At 40.3% G+C, this 17,954-nt stretch carries 14 protein-coding genes and 1 pseudogene; 2 read left to right on the plus strand and 13 right to left on the minus strand.

The genetic code is table 11. From position 1 onward, the window contains the following. Window positions 1–202, plus strand: a pseudogene (locus LS74_RS07270) (phosphoethanolamine transferase CptA); the annotation flags it as partial. Here LS74_RS07270 and LS74_RS07275 read toward each other — a convergent pair. The 8 genes from LS74_RS07275 to selA are packed head-to-tail and all read right to left on the minus strand — an operon-like array spanning window position 192 to window position 10,262. Further along, on the minus strand, window positions 192–1,541 hold the full coding sequence (locus tag LS74_RS07275; RefSeq protein ID WP_138128961.1) for a glycosyltransferase family 4 protein: 1,350 nt from the start codon (window positions 1,539–1,541) through the stop codon (window positions 192–194). The pseudogene LS74_RS07270 and the gene LS74_RS07275 sit on opposite strands and share 11 nt — an antisense overlap. Continuing rightward, the gene (locus tag LS74_RS07280) at window positions 1,538–2,308 is read right to left on the minus strand and encodes a glycosyltransferase family 2 protein (protein WP_034587409.1); all 771 of its coding nucleotides are present in this window, start codon (window positions 2,306–2,308) and stop codon (window positions 1,538–1,540) included. The genes LS74_RS07275 and LS74_RS07280 overlap by 4 nt, the downstream gene beginning before the upstream one ends. Before the next feature lies 1 nt (window position 2,309). Next, on the minus strand, window positions 2,310–3,953 hold the full coding sequence (gene traF / locus LS74_RS07285) for a conjugal transfer protein TraF (RefSeq protein WP_034587411.1): 1,644 nt from the start codon (window positions 3,951–3,953) through the stop codon (window positions 2,310–2,312). A 56-nt stretch (window positions 3,954–4,009) separates the two neighbouring features. Beyond that, window positions 4,010–4,426, minus strand: a complete 417-nt coding sequence (locus tag LS74_RS07290) for a universal stress protein (protein ID WP_002955572.1) — start codon at window positions 4,424–4,426, stop codon at window positions 4,010–4,012. Window positions 4,427–4,457: 31 nt separating this feature from the next. After that, entirely contained in the window at window positions 4,458–5,693 is a 1,236-nt protein-coding gene (locus LS74_RS07295; RefSeq protein WP_034587413.1) for a molybdopterin molybdotransferase MoeA, read from the minus strand. A gap of 45 nt (window positions 5,694–5,738) precedes the next feature. Next, the gene (locus LS74_RS07300; RefSeq protein ID WP_034587416.1) at window positions 5,739–6,827 is read right to left on the minus strand and encodes a cysteine desulfurase; all 1,089 of its coding nucleotides are present in this window, start codon (window positions 6,825–6,827) and stop codon (window positions 5,739–5,741) included. A 2-nt stretch (window positions 6,828–6,829) separates the two neighbouring features. Then, window positions 6,830–8,854, minus strand: coding sequence for a selenocysteine-specific translation elongation factor (gene selB, locus LS74_RS07305; RefSeq protein WP_034587419.1), 2,025 nt, complete (start codon window positions 8,852–8,854; stop codon window positions 6,830–6,832). Then, window positions 8,847–10,262: an L-seryl-tRNA(Sec) selenium transferase gene (gene selA, locus LS74_RS07310; protein ID WP_034587421.1), complete on the minus strand. Its 1,416-nt coding sequence runs from the start codon at window positions 10,260–10,262 to the stop codon at window positions 8,847–8,849. Before selA ends, selB begins: the two co-directional genes overlap by 8 nt. Before the next feature lie 104 nt (window positions 10,263–10,366). On the opposite strand from selA, the gene msrA reads away from it, so the two are divergent. Then, window positions 10,367–10,873 (plus strand): peptide-methionine (S)-S-oxide reductase MsrA, encoded by a 507-nt coding sequence (msrA, locus tag LS74_RS07315; protein ID WP_034587423.1) that lies wholly within the window; start codon window positions 10,367–10,369, stop codon window positions 10,871–10,873. A gap of 209 nt (window positions 10,874–11,082) precedes the next feature. Here the strand turns inward: msrA and LS74_RS07325 are convergent, their stop codons facing one another. The 5 genes from LS74_RS07325 to LS74_RS07345 all read right to left on the minus strand — a co-directional run bounded on the left by LS74_RS07325 (window position 11,083) and on the right by LS74_RS07345 (window position 17,900). Next, window positions 11,083–13,296, minus strand: a complete 2,214-nt coding sequence (locus LS74_RS07325; RefSeq protein ID WP_138128965.1) for a TonB-dependent receptor — start codon at window positions 13,294–13,296, stop codon at window positions 11,083–11,085. A gap of 391 nt (window positions 13,297–13,687) precedes the next feature. Continuing rightward, window positions 13,688–14,536: a hypothetical protein gene (locus LS74_RS07330; RefSeq protein ID WP_236096861.1), complete on the minus strand. Its 849-nt coding sequence runs from the start codon at window positions 14,534–14,536 to the stop codon at window positions 13,688–13,690. A gap of 7 nt (window positions 14,537–14,543) precedes the next feature. Beyond that, the gene (locus LS74_RS07335) at window positions 14,544–15,731 is read right to left on the minus strand and encodes a M20 metallopeptidase family protein (RefSeq protein ID WP_034587783.1); all 1,188 of its coding nucleotides are present in this window, start codon (window positions 15,729–15,731) and stop codon (window positions 14,544–14,546) included. Between the two features lie 23 nt (window positions 15,732–15,754). Next, entirely contained in the window at window positions 15,755–16,858 is a 1,104-nt protein-coding gene (dxr, locus tag LS74_RS07340; RefSeq protein ID WP_034587779.1) for a 1-deoxy-D-xylulose-5-phosphate reductoisomerase, read from the minus strand. Between the two features lie 7 nt (window positions 16,859–16,865). After that, entirely contained in the window at window positions 16,866–17,900 is a 1,035-nt protein-coding gene (locus LS74_RS07345; RefSeq protein WP_034587777.1) for a phosphatidate cytidylyltransferase, read from the minus strand. Window positions 17,901–17,954: the final 54 nt, after the last annotated feature.

Below are 17,954 nucleotides of genomic sequence, written 5' to 3' on the forward strand. Positions count from 1 at the left end.
TAAGCGATTGCAAAAAGCACAGAATCAACGCTATATGAGCGATGATTTAATCCATACCTTACTTGATATTGCAGGAATTGATATGCAGGGCTTTGAATCCAAGCGGAGTTTAATAAGTGATGATTTTGCAGGGAATCGCCCTAGAATAGTTGGCAATGAGAATGGAAGAAAAGATTATGATAAAGACTTGATTATGCCCTAAATACTTCTTCCCATAAAGGCATAATAGCTTCTTTTGAGAATCTCTCTTTGACTCTTTGCTTTGCTTGTAGTCCCATAGATTCTCTTTTGTCTTTATCACTCATTAAGTCTATAAGTTTGTCTGCGTAGTCTTGTAAGTCATTATCTTCTATAAGATAACCGCTTGTGTGAGATTCTATAATATCGCTTGGACCCGCAGCAATATCAAAAGCAATACAAGGTAAGGCATAAGAGCTAGCCTCCACAAGCACCATACCAAAGCCCTCAAAATGGCTAGTCATCGCATAAATACTTGCGTTTAGATATTCAGATTCTATATCTTTTGTAAAAGGTTTTAGGATAATGGTGTCTTGTAGGTTTTTTTCTAGAATCTTTGCTTGGATTTGTTCTTTCATTACTCCATCGCCGACAATAATGAGCTTCCAAGATCCTAAGTCTTTTTTGTGCGTTGCAGTTTCCGCCCTTTTAAGAGAGTTTGCCTTTCGTGCTTCGTCATTTATGTTTAATAAACCCCTTGCACTCAAGGCTTCACAACTCTTAAAATCATCGCAAACTGCCTCCGCACTAAGTCGCTTAGAATCTAAGGTTGTTTCGTGGCTGTCATTTTGAATTGTTATCTTGTCATATTGAGTGCGTAAGCACGAAATATCTTTTTTAGATTCTGTGTTAGATACTTCGCTTTGCTCAGTATGACAATATATAGCTTTTATTCTCTCTTGCACCTTTTCCCAAATATCTATAAGCCTTAAAAAGCCTTTTTGATCACCCCTATCCATACGCCCAACGGATATGATTCTATGTTGATTAGAATCTGTGTTTTTTTGTGAGATAAAAGGCAGAAAGTTTGGGATTACTTTAACATTTTTATGATAGCCTTGCCATTTGTTTAATTCACGAGATGAAAGCACGACTAAGGTATCAAAGAGATTAAATATCTTTTGCTTTCTTTTATCTATCTTTTTTGGTGCGTTTAGATGCCATAGGCGGATATATTGTATAGAATCTAGTTTAGCCTTTGGGATATACCAGCCATCATTTGCTAGGACAATATCAGGCTTTTCTTGCTGTGCGATTGTATCTACTTTTTTGCTTAAGATATATCGATAAATGCTTTTATTAAAAAGCTTTTTAAATGGGTTTTTACTCTTTGGTGTGGTATGTGATAGAAAGCGGACATTGATATTTTTATGTAATGTAAAAGGGATTTCATCTTGGAATCTAAAAAAGCTAATAACACTCACTTCAAAGCCTATCTCACTAAACGCATTAGAGAGATTGACACACACTCTCTCGCCCCCGCCAGATTCTGCAATATCTTTGAGAATGATGAAAAGCTTCATTTTTTATCTTGTTTATCTAGCTCATAGAGTTTCGCATAGCGGAAAAACGCACCACTAGCGTTTAAAAGTGCAATGATAAAGCCCTTGTATCCATATTTAATCCCTCCACGCAAAAAATAATCTTTAAAAAAAGTCAGCCAGAATCTTGCAATAGCCCCCAGCATACTAGCTTTTTTCTTATGCCTGTGTTTTTGCTCCGCAGAATAGCTTGTGTAACGATTCATTTTTGCGATGATGGATTCCATATTAGGGGCAGCATAATGCTTCAATCCACTTGTAAGTTTAATAAGCTTGGCATTTTTGGGCAGTATAACACTCTCGTGTATGATGTTGTCATTAAAGCGTGTGAAAGTTTTATTAAAAAGTCGCCATACATAGTCGGGATACCACCCACACGCCTTTATCCACTCGCCATTGTAGAGATTTTTGCGTGGCATAGCGTAAATGTGGTGGGGCTGCATAGAGCTTAGGGCTAAGCGTATCTGCTCTAAAGTGCTAGATTCTAAAATCTCATCAGAATCTACACTCAAAATCCACTCGTGCGTAGCATAGCTTATGGCGAGATTTTTTAATGCACCAAAGCCGATGAACTCGCTTTGATAGATTTTGACATTAGCAAAATTTTTCGCAATATCAAGTGTGCCATCATCACTGCCATTATCAAGCACAATCACTTCATCAAAATCCACTAATGCCGATAAGCACTCGCTAAAAGTACTTTGAGCATTTTTGACTAAAATTGTAACGCTTATAGGGAGCTTTTGCATTTTAGAAGCTAAAGCTGCCGCCTAGGCGGAGGTTAATGTATTGCGGAATGGGTGTGCCATCAAGCTTAGTGGTCTTTGTGCTTACTTGCAAGGCAATATCTAGGAATCCTAGCACATTTAGCCCACCTGTAAGAATAAGCCCGGTATCTTGTCGCAAGTCTTTCATCGCACCTAGCCTTAAATCTACAACCTTAAGATCAAAGCCCATGCCTCCACCGATCATTTGGCTTTGTTGTTTGACATTGCTAAAAGCAAGTAAGTCATTTGGAGTTAAATCCGCGTCAAAGGCGACATTTAAAAACTTAGAGTTGTAGCCTAGCCCCATACGATATTGCGGCTTAATGGTGATATTATTGAGACTTGATTCAAAAGTAGGGGAGTTTAGATTCTTAGCCACAAGCCCAATCGTGAGATAGCGAAACTCCGGCAAATCAAGCTCATAAAGCACCCCTACATCTACGCCAAAATTATTTGATGAAATAGTATTTTCAAGTGAAGCAAGGCTTGTAAGCTCCTTTTGAAAATCTGTATTTTTATTGATATTAATCTGCTTTTGTGTGCTGATGGCATTCATTAGCTTACCGGTTATGCCAAGATTCAAGTTGCCGTGCTTAAGGTAGAATGTCCTTGCATAGCCGATTGGCACTTCAGAGAGCATAAGGGCGGTGGTAACAAGCTTGTGTGCATCGCTATTGCCCTCTAGTGAAGCAATAAGCGAGTATTTATCATAATCAGCCTTACTAGAAGCCTTGAAGCTAAAGCTCCCGCCATTATCTACAAGCTCGTAGTAGCTATTGCCACTATTGATGATAAGTCGCATTTTACTAGAATCTGCGTTGATAGACATACTAGAATAGGCTGAAGCGAAATACGCCACGCCCAAAGAACCTAGCTTTTCATTCATCGTTTTGCTTGAGATTTGTAAAATCACGCCATTTTGGCTAACGATATTAAGATTATTATCCTTTAAAATCTCCTGCATTGAGCTAATGTCTTCTACGGCTTTATCTAAGCCTTTATCACCACCTTTATTTATGGTGATATTTTGCAACGCATCTTTGATCGCTCCACTACCACCACCATTGCTAAAGTCAAGATTCCCATAATCAATATTTCCCACGATATTATCAAGCAAATCTTTTTGATCCTGCGAGATATTTTGGTTTTGATTGACTGCCCCTAAGATTCCTTGAATCAAACTGCCATAATTGCCATCGGGGTGTTGTTGCAAATAGTTTTCTAAATCTTTCTGGACATCACCTGTGCCCTGCCCGCCAAGAGCTGTTTGCAATCCTTCTTTTATAACATCTGTTATAACCCCAGCACTTGGCACACCACCTGCTCCAGCATTTGTGAAAGTCGCTATAAGTCGCTCTGCGGTGTCGGTCATATTATTTATATCAATAGTGGTGAGTTTAGCAAGATTCTGTTCTCTTAAGCCTACGCCAAGCGAGTAGCCAAGCTTGACTTTTGGATCGGAGCTTAAAAGGGCGGGATTGTAGTATAGCCCCCAAGCGGAGTGCTTGAGTGCTACCCCTGCTCCGCCCATTGCCGCAGAAGTATTGCCCATTGAGCCAAATTCCAAGGCACAAAGCTGGCTTACAAATAAGCTACTAAGTAGGATAAACCCAAAGAGTCTTTTCATAAAGCTACACCTTATTTTGAAATTTGATTTTGATTTTGATTCATTTTAATTTTGACTTATTTTGCCACCAAAACAGGAATAGGCGAAGAATTAATAAAGCTGTTTTGATGAGAGTTAAAGATTCTGTGTAAAAGTGAAGATTCACTCGCACCAATCACAAGCAAATCATACTCATTGATGATTTCTAGCACGACATCAACGGGATTACCGGTTTTTAGAATCTTTTGGCAAGTAATGCCTTGTTTATTAAACTCCGTTTCAAACTCATCAAGCATTGCATTTGACTTTTCATTCTCAATATTTTCAATCGTGCCATAATCCACAATCCCACTTTCCGCATAAACGATGATTTCAGGATTCACGTGAAGCAGTGTCAGCTCAATCTCATCTCTATTGCCAAAAAAGCGGATAATAGTTTGAATAGCTCTCCTGCATTCTTGTGTGTCGCTCACTCCAAACAATAGCTTTGTCATATTCACTCCTTTGAAGTTTTAATTTGGGGTTTTAATCATTGAAAAAATCCATTATATCACAAAAATCGGCATTATACATAATTACCTTAATCGCACTGCCCTTTGCGTAGCTCATAGGTTTTTGGCTAGGATTATCAAAAAGGGCAATGGCATTGTTTTTCCACATTGTAGCAAGGGAGCTTGAGCCGATTTTGCCGTTGTTATAGGGCAGGAAGCGAGAAGATTCTATTATGCCTAGCAGGGCTGAAGTGGTATTCGCCTTAAGATTTAAATCTGAATCTAGCTCAAAAGTAAAAGCTTTTGGATAAAAGGCACTGCCCCCTTGTAAAGATTCTAAAATCGGCAGAATTAAAGTATGTGTATGTAAAAGTAGGGCTAAGGGATTGCCCGGTAGCAAAATAATGATAGTATCTCCCAAAGTAGCCAAGCCAAGATGTCGTCCGGGCTTGACATTTACTCCATCAAATATAAATTTCGCCCCAAGCTCAAGTAAGGCTTGTTTAATCAAATCCGCATCGCCTACACTCGCCCCACCGCTTGTAATGACGACATCAAAGCTTTGAAAAGATTCTATTTTCTTATGCAAAGCAAGTTTGTCATCTTGTAAAATCCCTTGATAGCTACACGCAAAGCCACGAGAAGCTAAAAGTGTATAAAGGCTTGTGGCGTTTGTGTTGTAGATTTGATACGCTTTAGCGTGTTGGTGTGGCTCAATGACTTCATCGCCACTTGAAAAGATTCCAATTTTGAGCGGCACAAAGCTTTCTGTCTCGCTTATGCCTTGTGAAGCAAGGATACTTAAATCAAGGTGATTGAGCCTTTTTCCCTTGCGTAAAAGAAGTGAATCTGCTTGTATCTCTTCGCCTTTGTAGCGGATATTTAGCCCTTGATGCAAGGGCTGTTTTAGGCTGGGGAAGCTGACTTTGCCTTGTTGCTCTTGTGCCATTTCTATTTGGATAACCGCTTGGGTATTTTGCGGGAGCATTGAGCCTGTCATCACTTTGTAGGTTTCCCCTTGTGTCAGCGTGATGTGCGTGCTATTATCCCCGGCTAGAATCTTGCCGCGATTGATACAAGTTTTATCATAATCTTGCAGTAAAATCGCATAGCCGTCCATTGCGGAATTATCAAACGCTGGAATCGCCCTAGAAGCGAAAATATCTTGACTTAAAATGGCATTATAAGCGTTAAAAAGCTTGATTTTATGTGTGCGATTTGTGCGTGGTAGGGTAGTGCCAAGCTTTAGGGCTTGAGTGAAACTTATCATTTTTACTCCTTTTTAAATGATGTGGGATTCAAAATTGTGCAAGATTCAAAATTGTGTAAGCTGCAAATACGCATTGCTTAGGCGTTGTGTAATAGAATCTAGCTTTATTTCATCATTATAGCTTATGCTTAAAAGCTCCCGTGTGCTTGGCTCATCATAGCCTTGAGAAGCAAGCACAAAAGATGGTTTGGCATTACCAAATAAGCAATCCTGTCCATTAATGGCAAAAATGCCCTCCACACTCAAAGCCTGCAAGAGAAGCCGTGCTTTGATATGGGAAAATCGCAGAGGCAGGGCATTTGGCAGGGTAGATTCTAATGGGGCAAAAAGGGAGAGATTTTCGCCCAAAAGATTTTTGAGCTTTGTGTAAAACTCGTTTTTGCTATCTTTGGGCTTTAGGCTTTGAAGTATATCTTGCAGGGCGATATATGCGGCTTTGTAGAGATTAGGACGCAGGAGCTGGAGCTGAAAAAACTCATCTAAAATATGATTGTTTTCTAGCTTATTAAAACTACTTAGGATAAAACCGCTAGGGCGGGATAAACCTATGTTTTCAGCATTGCATAAGAATAGAATCTGCGGGTGGCTAAGTGTGCTTAAACGCTTGAGTTGTGTAGAATCTAGCACACTTGCAAGGAGTGAAATATCAAGGAAAATAAACGCATTTGGATAAGTGTGTAAAATCACTTCAAGCAAGGATTCAATGGGATTTGTAGTCAAAATATCTTGATTGACAAAGGGCAGGAAAAAAGCAAGATTCCTTTCATTTGGCAGTGGCGGAATGCTCTGTATAACGCCTTGTTGGTTTGGGGAGATAAGCTTAATGCCTTTGCTGACTTTCGCGGCATAAAGGCTTTGCTGATGCAAACTAACGCTAAGGACTATGTGAAAATGATGTGTTTGCAAAATGGAAAAAAGTGTAAAAAAATCACTGCTTGTGTAGTTGAAGCTATGGGCGTGGGTTTTAGAAAAAAGTGAGGCAAGGTTTTTAGAATCTTGGCTTAGTTGTGAAAGATAGGCACTATCAAGCGTGTTTGGATTAGGGACATTTTGTGAATGAAGCAAGGCATTTGCTTTGTGATTTTGTGGGAAGTTGGCTAAAAAATCAAGGCGGATTTCTTTTTCTTGTTTCATTGTTATCCTTTTGGTTGGTTGGAATCTTTACTAGAATCTTTGTAGGCTCGGTTTTGTGGGGCGTATTTTAAACTGCGTTTATTATCCTTACACACAATGTCATCAAATTTATCAAGGTATTCTAAATACGCGATAAGGTATTTTCGGCTTAAGTGTGTGTGGTTTCGTAACAGATTTACATCAATGTAGCCATTTGTCTGTAAAATCTCACGCATTAAGCTCACAATTTTTTGCAGGGCGGTTGTGGTGATAAAAAGATTATGCGTGATACGCACGACTTTTTGAGCGTGAGTTAGGGCTTTTAGGGCATTATCGCCTAGACTCCTATCAATCTCTAGCTCTTCATAGAGATTATAGGGTGCTAGGGGTGCGTAGCCCTGACTTGCTAAAGATTCTAAAATGCTTTGCTCTGCGTAAGTGTGGATATTTTGTATTTGACACCATTGAGAGAGATATAAACCATTTTGATTTTTTATCTGCCCTTCTTTTAAAAGCTCATCTAATGCCCTTTGACACAGGGCAAGGGACGCCCATTTGAGCTTATTATTTAAGCTTTGAGCGGATATAAGGGCGTTTTTATTGCGTGAGAAAATCTCTAAAATATGGGTTTTGAGTGTCTCTACTTGGGAGAGTGGATAGAGTGTTAGGGCTTTTTCATCAAGGAAAAGATTTAAAGTTTTAGCAATCTCTAGGCTTTGAGCGTGGCTTAGGCAAAATCGCTGTGTGGAGCTGACAAGCCCAAAGCCCTTTTTGTGAATCTGCGTTAAGAGATAAAAGCTTTGTTTGAAGTCTTTTTTTGCTAGGGATTCTAAAAGGATTAAACGAGTGTGTTTTTTGATAGGATCGGCAATGGGGTTTAAGATTATGCCACCACAAAGCGTGTCATTATCATTGCGTAAGATAAAGCGTTGGGAGTAGATTCCAAAAATGGGGGTATCGGTTTTGAGTGTAGCAAGGGTAAGCGGGGCTTTACCAAAGGCGTGTGAAACTATAACTTTTGAATCCATATTTGTTGAATTTGTGGCGTTTGAATCCACAAACTTTGAATCCGCAATTTTTGAATCTTTATGCGTGGTAAGCACACAAACTTTAGCCTTGAGTTTAAAGCTACCGATATGGAGTGTATAAGTGGCGTTGTGCCTAACTTCCCCAAAAATCCCCACATCAATGCTATCAAACCCACGCAAAAAGCCCTTCTTTGAGATGAGATAGCCTCGTTTTAGCTCATTATGACTTATCGCGGATAGATTGAGTGCAACGCGTTGTGAGGGATAGGCTTTGAGTGCTTTTTGCTTATGCACTTGAATGCTTTTTAGGCTCACTTCCTTGGCTTTGTTGTAAATATAGAGCTTTTCATCAATATGGCATTCCCCACTTAGCACACTGCCTGTTACCACGCAACCCGCTCCTTGAATAGCAAAGCTCCTATCTATGTAATACAAAAAAACTCCATAGTCATCTTTTGGCGGTTTGGGGATAGATTCTAACCTTTGTTTTAAATTTTCAATCTCTTGTGTGCTAGGCGTGGGACATAAGCTCAAAGCAAAGATAGAATCTAAGCTCATATCAAGGGGCTTGAAAAAATCTTTGATTGTAGATTCTAAGTCTGCTAAGTCTTTTTGCTTATTTTCAAGCTTATCAATTTTAGTTATCACGCAAATACAGCTTTTTGCCCCTAGCAAGTTTGCGATATGTATATGCTCCTTGCTTTGAGGCATAATGCCTTCATTTGCCGCAACTACAAGCAAAAGCACATCAATGCCAAATACCCCAGCAATCATATTTTTTACTAACTTGCTATGTCCGGGGACATCAATGAAAGCGACATTGCGGGAGTTAAACTCAAGGTTTGAAAAGCTCAAATCCAGCGTAATGCCCCTTTGCTTTTCCTGCTCTAAGCTATCGCCATCAAAGCCATTCAAAGCTTTTATAAGCGTGGTTTTGCCGTGGTCTATATGCCCAGCAAGTCCCACTATAATATCGTTGTGAATGTCATTGTGATTTTGCTCTATGGGCTGCTTAGTCATTGCTTTGCCCCAAAACAGATTCTAAAATCATCACAATCTTTTCTTCATCGTGTGGCAGTAAAGTCCGCATATCTAGCAGGATTTTATCTTTTTGTATGCAGGTGATAAGCCCTTGCAAACGCAATTTTTCTTCAAACGCTTTGGCATTTAGAATCTTGCTTTGCAAACTCACTCCCCAAGATTCAAACTCAATATGCGGCACACTCCCGCCCCCTGCAAGTGAAGAAAGCATTAAGACTTCCACTTGCACTTGTTGGCTAATGCGAGATTGTGTAATCAGGCTTTGTAAAACTTTTGCCCTAGATTCTAGCTTTTCTAGCGGGATTAAAAGCATATTAAGGGTTGGGATTTTGTGATGGGCTTTGTCTTTGTAGGCTTGGAGCGTGGCAATAAGGGCAAGAATGCTAAACTTATCCACCCTTAAGGCGCGTAAAAGCTGATTAGCTTTGAGCTGTTCTATAAGCTCCTTTTTGCCAAGGATAATGCCAAGCTGGGGACCGCCAAAGAGCTTATCGCCACTGAAGCTAAGCAGTGATGGTTTGTATTTACAAATTTCACTCACACTTGGCTCATCTTGTAGGCTTAAGATTCCACAATGTCCGCTGCCTAAGTCAAAATAATCAATAAGATTATGCTTTTTAGCTAAAGTGATAAGCTCTTTTATATGGCAGTCTTTGGTAAAGCCAACTTGCTTAAAATTACTTTGGTGGGCTTTCATAATCATCGCTGTTTTTTCATTTATGGCGTTTTCATAATCGCGTAAATGCGTCTTATTTGTCGCGCCCACTTCGCGTAAAATACTTGAAGCACTTTTCATCACTTCTGGGATTCTAAAGCTCCCACCTATCTCTACAAGCTCCCCACGCGAGATGATGACTTCTTTATCCTTAGCAAAGGTATTTAGGATTAAAAGCACGCTTGCGGCGTTGTTATTCACTAGCAGGGCGGATTCTACGCCAAACATTTGAGCTAGAATCTGTGTAGCGTGGATATATCGCTCCCCCCTTTTACCCTTGTGCAAATCGTATTCTAGCGTGTTGTAGGCGGTGAGTAGTGGGGTGATTTGCTCCATAATCTCTTGTGAAAAGACACTGCGTCCAAGGTTTGTGTGAATCACCACTCCTGTGGCGTTTATCACACTTTGCATTGTGGGGGCTTGAGCTTGCAGGGCTTTAGCTTTTATCGTTTTAGCGTGTGTGTTTAAATCTGTATTTGGGCTTTTTCCTTGCGAGATAGAATCTCGCAAAGTTTGTAAATACTCATAGATTAGGGGCAGAATAAAGGCTTTATCAAAGTCTTGTAAATCAGCGTGGGCTAGAAGCGTATCAACTTTAGGGATAGAACGCAATAGGGCTTTTTGCGTGGGTTGTAATGTGTCTTGTCGTGTGTCTTTTGATATGTGTTGCAATGAAAATCCTTTGAACCTGTTTGTGCTTTGTGCAAACAATGTAAGTAGGATTTTATCTCAAATACTTAACATTTCAAATAATTTCATTGTGTGAAAGGGCAAAAATGGCGGTGATTTATCTTGCTGGTGGTTGCTTTTGGGGAATGCAGGGCTATTTTGATAGGCTTAAAGGTGTGCTAGATTCTAGCGTGGGCTATGCAAATTCCAAGATCGCTAATCCAAGCTATGATCTTGTATGCAGTGGGGCAAGTGGGGCGGTAGAGACTTTGAAGCTAGAGTATGATGAATCTGCTCTGCCCCTGCGTGAGATTATAGAGCGGTTTTTATCCATTATTGATCCTTGTGCGTTAAATTATCAAGGTAATGACAGAGGCACACAGTATCGCAACGGCGTGTATTATGTGGATTCTAAGAGTGGGTGTGTGATAAGAGAGTGTCTCAAAAAATGGGAGCAAATTCAGAATCGCAAGGCGGTTACAGAGATTCTGCCTTTAGCTAACTTCTATGAAGCAGAAAGCTATCATCAAAAATATTTAGAGAAAAATCCAAATGGCTATTGCCATATTGATATAGAATCCGCCCTGCAACACTTTCAAGGTTTTCTTTCGTAGAATCTAGATTCTGCGTTGTCTCTTGTGCGCTTTTGCGGGAGTCTGCAGTGTCGGCTCGGTCATTTTGCAAGTATGGATTTGTTGCTTCGCAACTGTATGCGTTTGAGCCACTCCCTTCGCCTCCACTTTGACAACCCGCAAAATCATCGCAAGATACTTCCGCAGTCGGCGTTGTGGAATTTTAGTAGAATCTAGTTTCTACTAAAGCCTTAAAATGTATATCGCCCTTCAATAAATGCACTCCGCCCCTGCCCGATAAGGAAAGCATATCCTGCAATTTGATCGCTAGAGTCGTGGTTATAGTAGCTATAATAGAAAGTATCAAAGACATTTCTCACCCCAGCACTCAAAGAGAGATTGCTAAACCTCGCATTTAGCCCGATGTCTGTAAGACTATAAGGCTTTATCTTTTCTTGCGTAATGTCATAGCTTGTGCCAAAAAATGTATTATTTGTCCAAATGCTAAAGATTCTATTAAGAGCGATATTTGCACCGATTGTGGCTTTGTAGTTACTCACATATGGTATTTTGAGATTGCTGACATTTGAGCCATTGTTTTGTAAGATTTTCGCATCTACATAGCTAAAGCTTTCACTTAAAGCTAACGCTCCGCCAAAAAGATACTGCTCGGAGAATAGCTCTAAGCCTACACGCTGTGTTTTGTCATAGTTACCATAAGTTACACCGCTGACAGAGTGGGCGTTACCCTGCGTGTAAAATTCATTATTTGTCAATGTGTAGAACGCACTTGCACTCAGCATTACAGAATCTCCCAAAAAGTCTTTTATGCCTAGCTCAAAGGTATCATAGGTTTCTTTTTTGAGATTTGTGGCGGTGTAGGAAGCCCTGTTTCCGCTGCCATTGCGTCTAAGCATAGAATTTGGGCTAGGGGAGAAGTAGCCCCGCTCATATTTGGCATAAAGATTTCCAGAATCTGAATAGCGATAGCTTGGCGTTAGCTCTAGGGCGTAGTTATGAAGTGAGTCTGTGAGTGAGCCTAGGGTTGTGTATTTTGATGGCATACTACTATTAGTCATTGTGATTGTCATATCATTAAAATAGCTCACATCTATATCATAATATGCGTATTCATATCTCGCCCCGCCTGTGAGCGAGAAGCTTTTGCTAAAGTCGTATTTTTCTAAGGTATAAAGGGCATTGCTCCATTTTGTGCCAACAAATGGCACAAGGATTCTATGCTTGTAGCCTGTAACTGTCTGCCCACCCGGATTCATTGACACATTTCCGCTCCAATCAATCATTTGATCCATCGTGCGTTTGCCACGATTCCAAATAGATTCTGCTCCTAGGATAAAAAGCCCATTTGTGTGTTTGAGATCGTATTTTGCGGTGATTCCAGCTTTTTGATCATCAAAGAGAGAGCCACTTTGATCTGCTGAAGCATTGTTAAGCACCATATTCATATAGCTAAATGAACTTAGCCTTGTAAGAGAATCTACATAGTTGATACGATTGAGATGATAGAAAGCTTTTACATCAAGCTTTGAGTTTTCGCTTAGCTCACCCTTGTAGCCAAGACTCACATCAAGGCGTTGCTGTGTGTTATGCAAACTGCCATTGCCGGGCGTTTTCCTATCATCTTTGCTTGGGTTTTTAATATCCATAAAGGAATTATTCGGGCTTGTGCGGATAATGCCATTAAAATAATCCACATCAAAGCTTAAGCTATGCCCCCCCCCCTGTGAAATATCATATATGAGTCCCATATTTGCTTGTGCGCCACTTGTTTTATCTCCACTTCTAGGTCCGCCACGATTAATATATGCCGCACCGAGTGAAATATAAGTCCTATCTCCAAGTTTTGTGCCAAACTTCGCATCGGCATTGTAGCTATGTCCAGTTGAAGCTATTGTGTTGCCATAGCTTAACCCCGCTGTGAAAAATGGCTCTTCATACCGCCTTTGCGTGATGATATTGACTACTCCGCCGCGTGTGCCATTCCCATACATCACTGCCCCGCCACCGGGCAGAATCTCAATAGATTCTATACTTGAGGGGGATAGGGTATTAAGCGGAGTAACGCCGTGGCTAGAATCTAGCATATTGGAGTAGATTCCATTTATCAGCACCTGCACGGAGGTGTTAGCACGATTGCCCTGTCCGCGTAAGTCAAGGTTACTTCCTAAGCCCACATTACTTAGCCCCACAAAAGGCGTGTAGCGGAAAATATCTTCAGTTGAGCGATAGCCTTTGTCTGCGATACTCTCTTTATCTATCTCATACACATTGCGGTTTAGCTCATCAAGCTTGGAATTCATCATCGTGGCTTTGACTATGGAAGTATCAAGCTTAACTTTTTTTTGAGCTTCTTTTTGGGCTTCATTTTGAGAATTAAAATCATCACTAAAAGCATATTGTGTAATGCTACTCAATGCGGCAAAAAACAAGAGATACTTTTTCATCATATTTCCTTTATAGTGTGGTATATAAACCTTTTTGTAGATTTATGGAGTGGAAGTATAAGATTCTAAATTTAAAGTTAAATAAAAAATATGAGAATTATTTTTATTTTATAAACAAAATAAATAAAAGAGTAAGGCAAGAGAAGTGTGGGTAAAAATGAAACAAATCCGCAGAATCTACTTTACAAACTCCCTTAGAAACCACCTTAACCCCCCCCACCCCTTAGAATCTACTTTAGAATCCGCCTTCTGCCTTAGAAGTCCCCTTAAAATTCTGGCTTGAGTTGTTTTTATTGCGATAGATAAGCGTAAAACACGCTAGATTCTAGCTTTAAAATACGCTGCTTGTGGCAGGTTGCTTTGTGTCATTGAATCTACAATGCTTTTGCTATCAAAATATGTCACCACAGCTTTGCACACCTTTGTTAGCATTGCTTAAAATGCCTACAAAATAAGTGTGAAGCAAAGTCCTATACTCCCACTTTACACCAAAACGCATTGTCTTAATATCCTGCATACTTGTTATATTTGGCGAATGTGATGAGACATAAAGCGTATAAGAAATGTGAGAACTTCCAAATGAAAGCCTTTGTAACACGCTAGATTCTGCTTCTTGCTCACTTTCACCGCCTGTAAATTCCCAGCTGTATAATGTTGGATTGCCCTTAGGTGGGTATGTTGGCTTATTTGGGTCAAGATAGCTTAAAAACTCCTTCTCCGTTATTGTTTTTGGGCTAAACTGAAATTGTCCTAAGTAAAGGGCTTCTTTTTCATTTTCATCTAACCTATTAAACTGCGTGGAGTAAAAGAGATGTTTCAACTTAAAAATTTGGCTGTATTTTTGCGGAGAATCTTGCAAGGGGAAATCCAATTGTCCCTCAGCAATTTGGCAAAGCTCCTTATACCGCTCATAGCCACTATGCCACTGCACCCTTAGCATAGAATCTAGGCTAAAAAGCATAATCGCCAAAGCACATTCTAGCACCAAACAATAGGCGATTGTTTCACTCTTAGCCCATAGCTTTGTGCCAAAGATTCTAATATGCAGGGGCATTTGGCTTCTTTGTGCTAAATGAGTAGAATCTAAACACTTTTGCCCAGCCTTGAAATAATGCCTATTAAGTTTAGAAATAAGAAAATAGAGTATCAAAAGCACAAGTAAGGGCAAAATCACATAGAGTAAAGCAACGCCTCCAAGGATAACAAGCAATATCATCTCCGCAATTACTCCAAAGCCCACACAAAGCCTATTTGCCAAAGCTCAAAATGAGATTTATCCATATTTGTGCGCCCACAAGAATGGCTTTATCCTCCACATAGTAGGGATTTGAATGCAGATAGTTACAAATGCCCTTTTTTGCATTCCCACTGCCTAGAAAATACATCGCCCCCTTTTTATCCCTGCACGCTTCTATCATATAGCTAAAGTCCTCACTTGCACTCATCGGCTCACAGGATTGAAAAAGCATATTATGATTTTTTAGCACCTTTTGTGCAGATTCTACAAGGCGTTGCACACACGCAGCGTGATTAAAAATCGCCGGATACCCATCATAGCTAAACCGCGTCTTAAAGCCCCGCAATGCACTTTGCTCCTCTATGTCTTTAAACGCATTTTTTAAAATCTCGTTAGTCTCCTTATCCATAGCACGAATTGTGCCTTTAAGCAAGGCAGATTCTGCAATGCCATTGGGGATAGACCCGCCTTGAAACATACCGCAAGAAAACACCGCTGGTGAAAATGGATCTGTCTTTTTAGCGATGATATGCTCCATATCCATTAGGATTCTAGCCCCTTCATAAATCGCATCTAAGCCCTTGTGTGGTGTGGAGCTATGGGCGGCTCTGCCTTGAATGCTAAGATTCCAAATCGTGCCAAAAGAACTCATAATACCATTATTGATTTTCACACTGCCATATTCTAGCGAGGCGTCATTATGCAGGGCATACACTTCATCTACACCCTCCATACAGCCAAGTTCCACCATTTTATTAGCCCCTGGGATATGGGCTTTTTCCTCTGCCATTTGAAAGATAAAGCGGACATTGCAGGAGAGCTTTTCTTTATGTTGAATAATAAAACACGCACTCAAAAGGGCGATTGCCATATGTAAATCGTGTCCGCAGTTATGTGCCAAGCCCTTGTGTGTGGAAGTATGCTCGTTGTTGGTTAAGTCATTCATCTCTAGGGCGTCCATATCCGCACGGATAGCAATGCGTGGGAGATTACAATCTTTATCCAAATCCGCTAAAAAGCCCGTGTAGCCTTCAAATGTGGTGATTTTAAACCCCGCCTTTTTTAGCACATCTTGACAAAACGCACTTGTTTTGTATTCTGCCCCGGAGACTTCAGGGATTTTATGCAGACTATGGCGGAAATGCTCTCCTAGCTCTTTCATAGCTAAAAGTTTAGAATCTATCACAAAATCTTGCATAATACTCCTTTATTGTGGTATTGCTATTTGTTTGTATTTATCCACTCTTGTGATTTTGCCCTGACTTTAGAATCTAAATCACTAATAGATTCTATATCCTTTAAGCTTGTAAAATCAAAACTTGCAAAGTCATTCATAAGCTTCAATACTAGCTCACTTATTTTGCCAAAATTGATTTTGTTTTGCAAAAACGCATTCACCGCCACTTCATTACTTGCATTTAAAACAATGCCTTTTTGTGGTGTGCTTAGAATCTTACTCTTTAACGCCCAAAGCGGATACCTTTTTTCACAAATGGGTTTAAACTCTAAATGCAATGATAAAGGGTCAAGCTCTGGGACAAAGGGCGTGAGTGGGGCGAGAGTAGAATCTAGGGCATAGGCAATGGGGAGCTTCATATCAGGGTGGCTTAAGTGCATCGTAAGGCTACCATCTTTAAAACCTACAAGGGCGTGGGCTGTGGAGCTAGATTCTATAAAGGCATTAATATTATTTGTATCAAAAAGCCACCTTGCCTCTAAAATTTCAAAAAGCTTATTTGCCATAGTGGCGGAATCTATGGTGATTTTATGCCCCATTTGCCAATTTGGGTGTTTGAGTGCGTCTGCTATGGAGGCTGTGGGGATAGAATCTAGCGGATAATTGCGGAATGCCCCACCACTTGCGGTGATATAGAGCTTTGCAATAGGGCGAGTGTGAGAGAGATACCATAGGCTAAAATGTTCGCTATCAATGGGCGTGAGATGAGCATTCCTAAAAAGCCAACCCGCATTGACAAGGCTTTCTTTATTCGCAAGGGCGAGTTTCTTGCCACATTCTAACGCTTTTAGACTTGGTCTTAATCCTGCAAAGCCTACTAAGGCATTCACAACAAGGGGGGATTTTGAATGCTCTATAAGCTCCAAGATTCCACTCTCCCCAAAAAATAGCTTGTAATTCCCAGCGATGAGCTTATGAGAATCCGCCTTATCAGCAATGCAGACATTTTTTGGTTTAAAAGTATGGATTTGCTGATTTAAAAGGGCGATATTTTTCCCAGCACATAGAGATTCTATTGTGTAGTCAAAAGCCTTTGCGACTTCAAGCGTGTTTGTGCCTATGCTTCCTGTGCTGCCAAGGAGTATCATAAGCTTCTTACAACACTATCGCCATTTCTCTATAACCGGGCAGAAAATACAGCAAAAAGTGCATTACCACCGCACCAAAAAGCACCGCATCAAGTCTATCAAGCACACCGCCGTGTCCGGGGAGCAAGGAGCCACTATCCTTTACCCCAGCTTCGCGTTTTAAATAGCTTTCAAACAAATCGCCAAAGACGGACGCGATTGAGACAACAAAAGTAATCATCATAGAGTATAAAAAGCTCCCACAAGTGCCAATCCCCACAATTGAGCCAAATATCACGCCACACACCACACCACAAATCACGCCTTCTATGGTTTTTTTAGGCGAAGTTTCACAAAAGGGCGTTTTGCCAAAGGCTTTACCGCCAAAATACGCACCTGTATCAGTAAATGCCACGATGACAATAAGCCACACAATCACCCAGATTCCAGCTCCCCCAGCGTCTTTATATAGGGCATAAATACTCAAAAATGGAATGATAGGATAGATAAAAGGTAGCATTGTTTTAGGCGAGATTTTTTTAGAATAGGCTAAAAATGACGCATACATCACAAGCACGATAAAAGCCGATTCTACAACGCGTTCATTGATATAGGCTAATACCCAAATAAAAAAGGTAAAAATATAATAATGCGGGGCAGATTCTAGCTTGTATAAGCTCAAAGATTCTTGCACACCTACAAGGCACAACACTCCAAGCACCACGCAAGTAAGCAGTGGAGAATCTATAATCAGCACAAGGGCTAAGATTCCAATAAGGATAAAGGCGGTAATAAATCGTGCCTTATCCGCTAGGAATCTCATTTTGAGCTTATCTTGCAGAGTGTGGGAATGCTCTATCTCCGTATCTGTATTATGGGCTAAATCTTGCTCTATTTTATTTGAATGAAGCTCTTTTGAATCCTGCTCCACATTTTTTGGTTTTTGTTTTGAGCTTTGCTTTGCTTTTTTTGAATCTTGCTTTATCTCAAGGGTAGAATCTTGCTTTGTAGATTCTATTTGTGTAGATTCTACGCTATTTTCTTGTGTGGTATGTTCTTTCATTTGTATCCTTTTTTGTGTTTGTGGGGGTGCATTGTAGCATAAAGTTTGTGAGTT

The organism is Helicobacter magdeburgensis, from assembly GCF_000765825.2.
GTDB lineage: Bacteria > Campylobacterota > Campylobacteria > Campylobacterales > Helicobacteraceae > Helicobacter_C > Helicobacter_C magdeburgensis.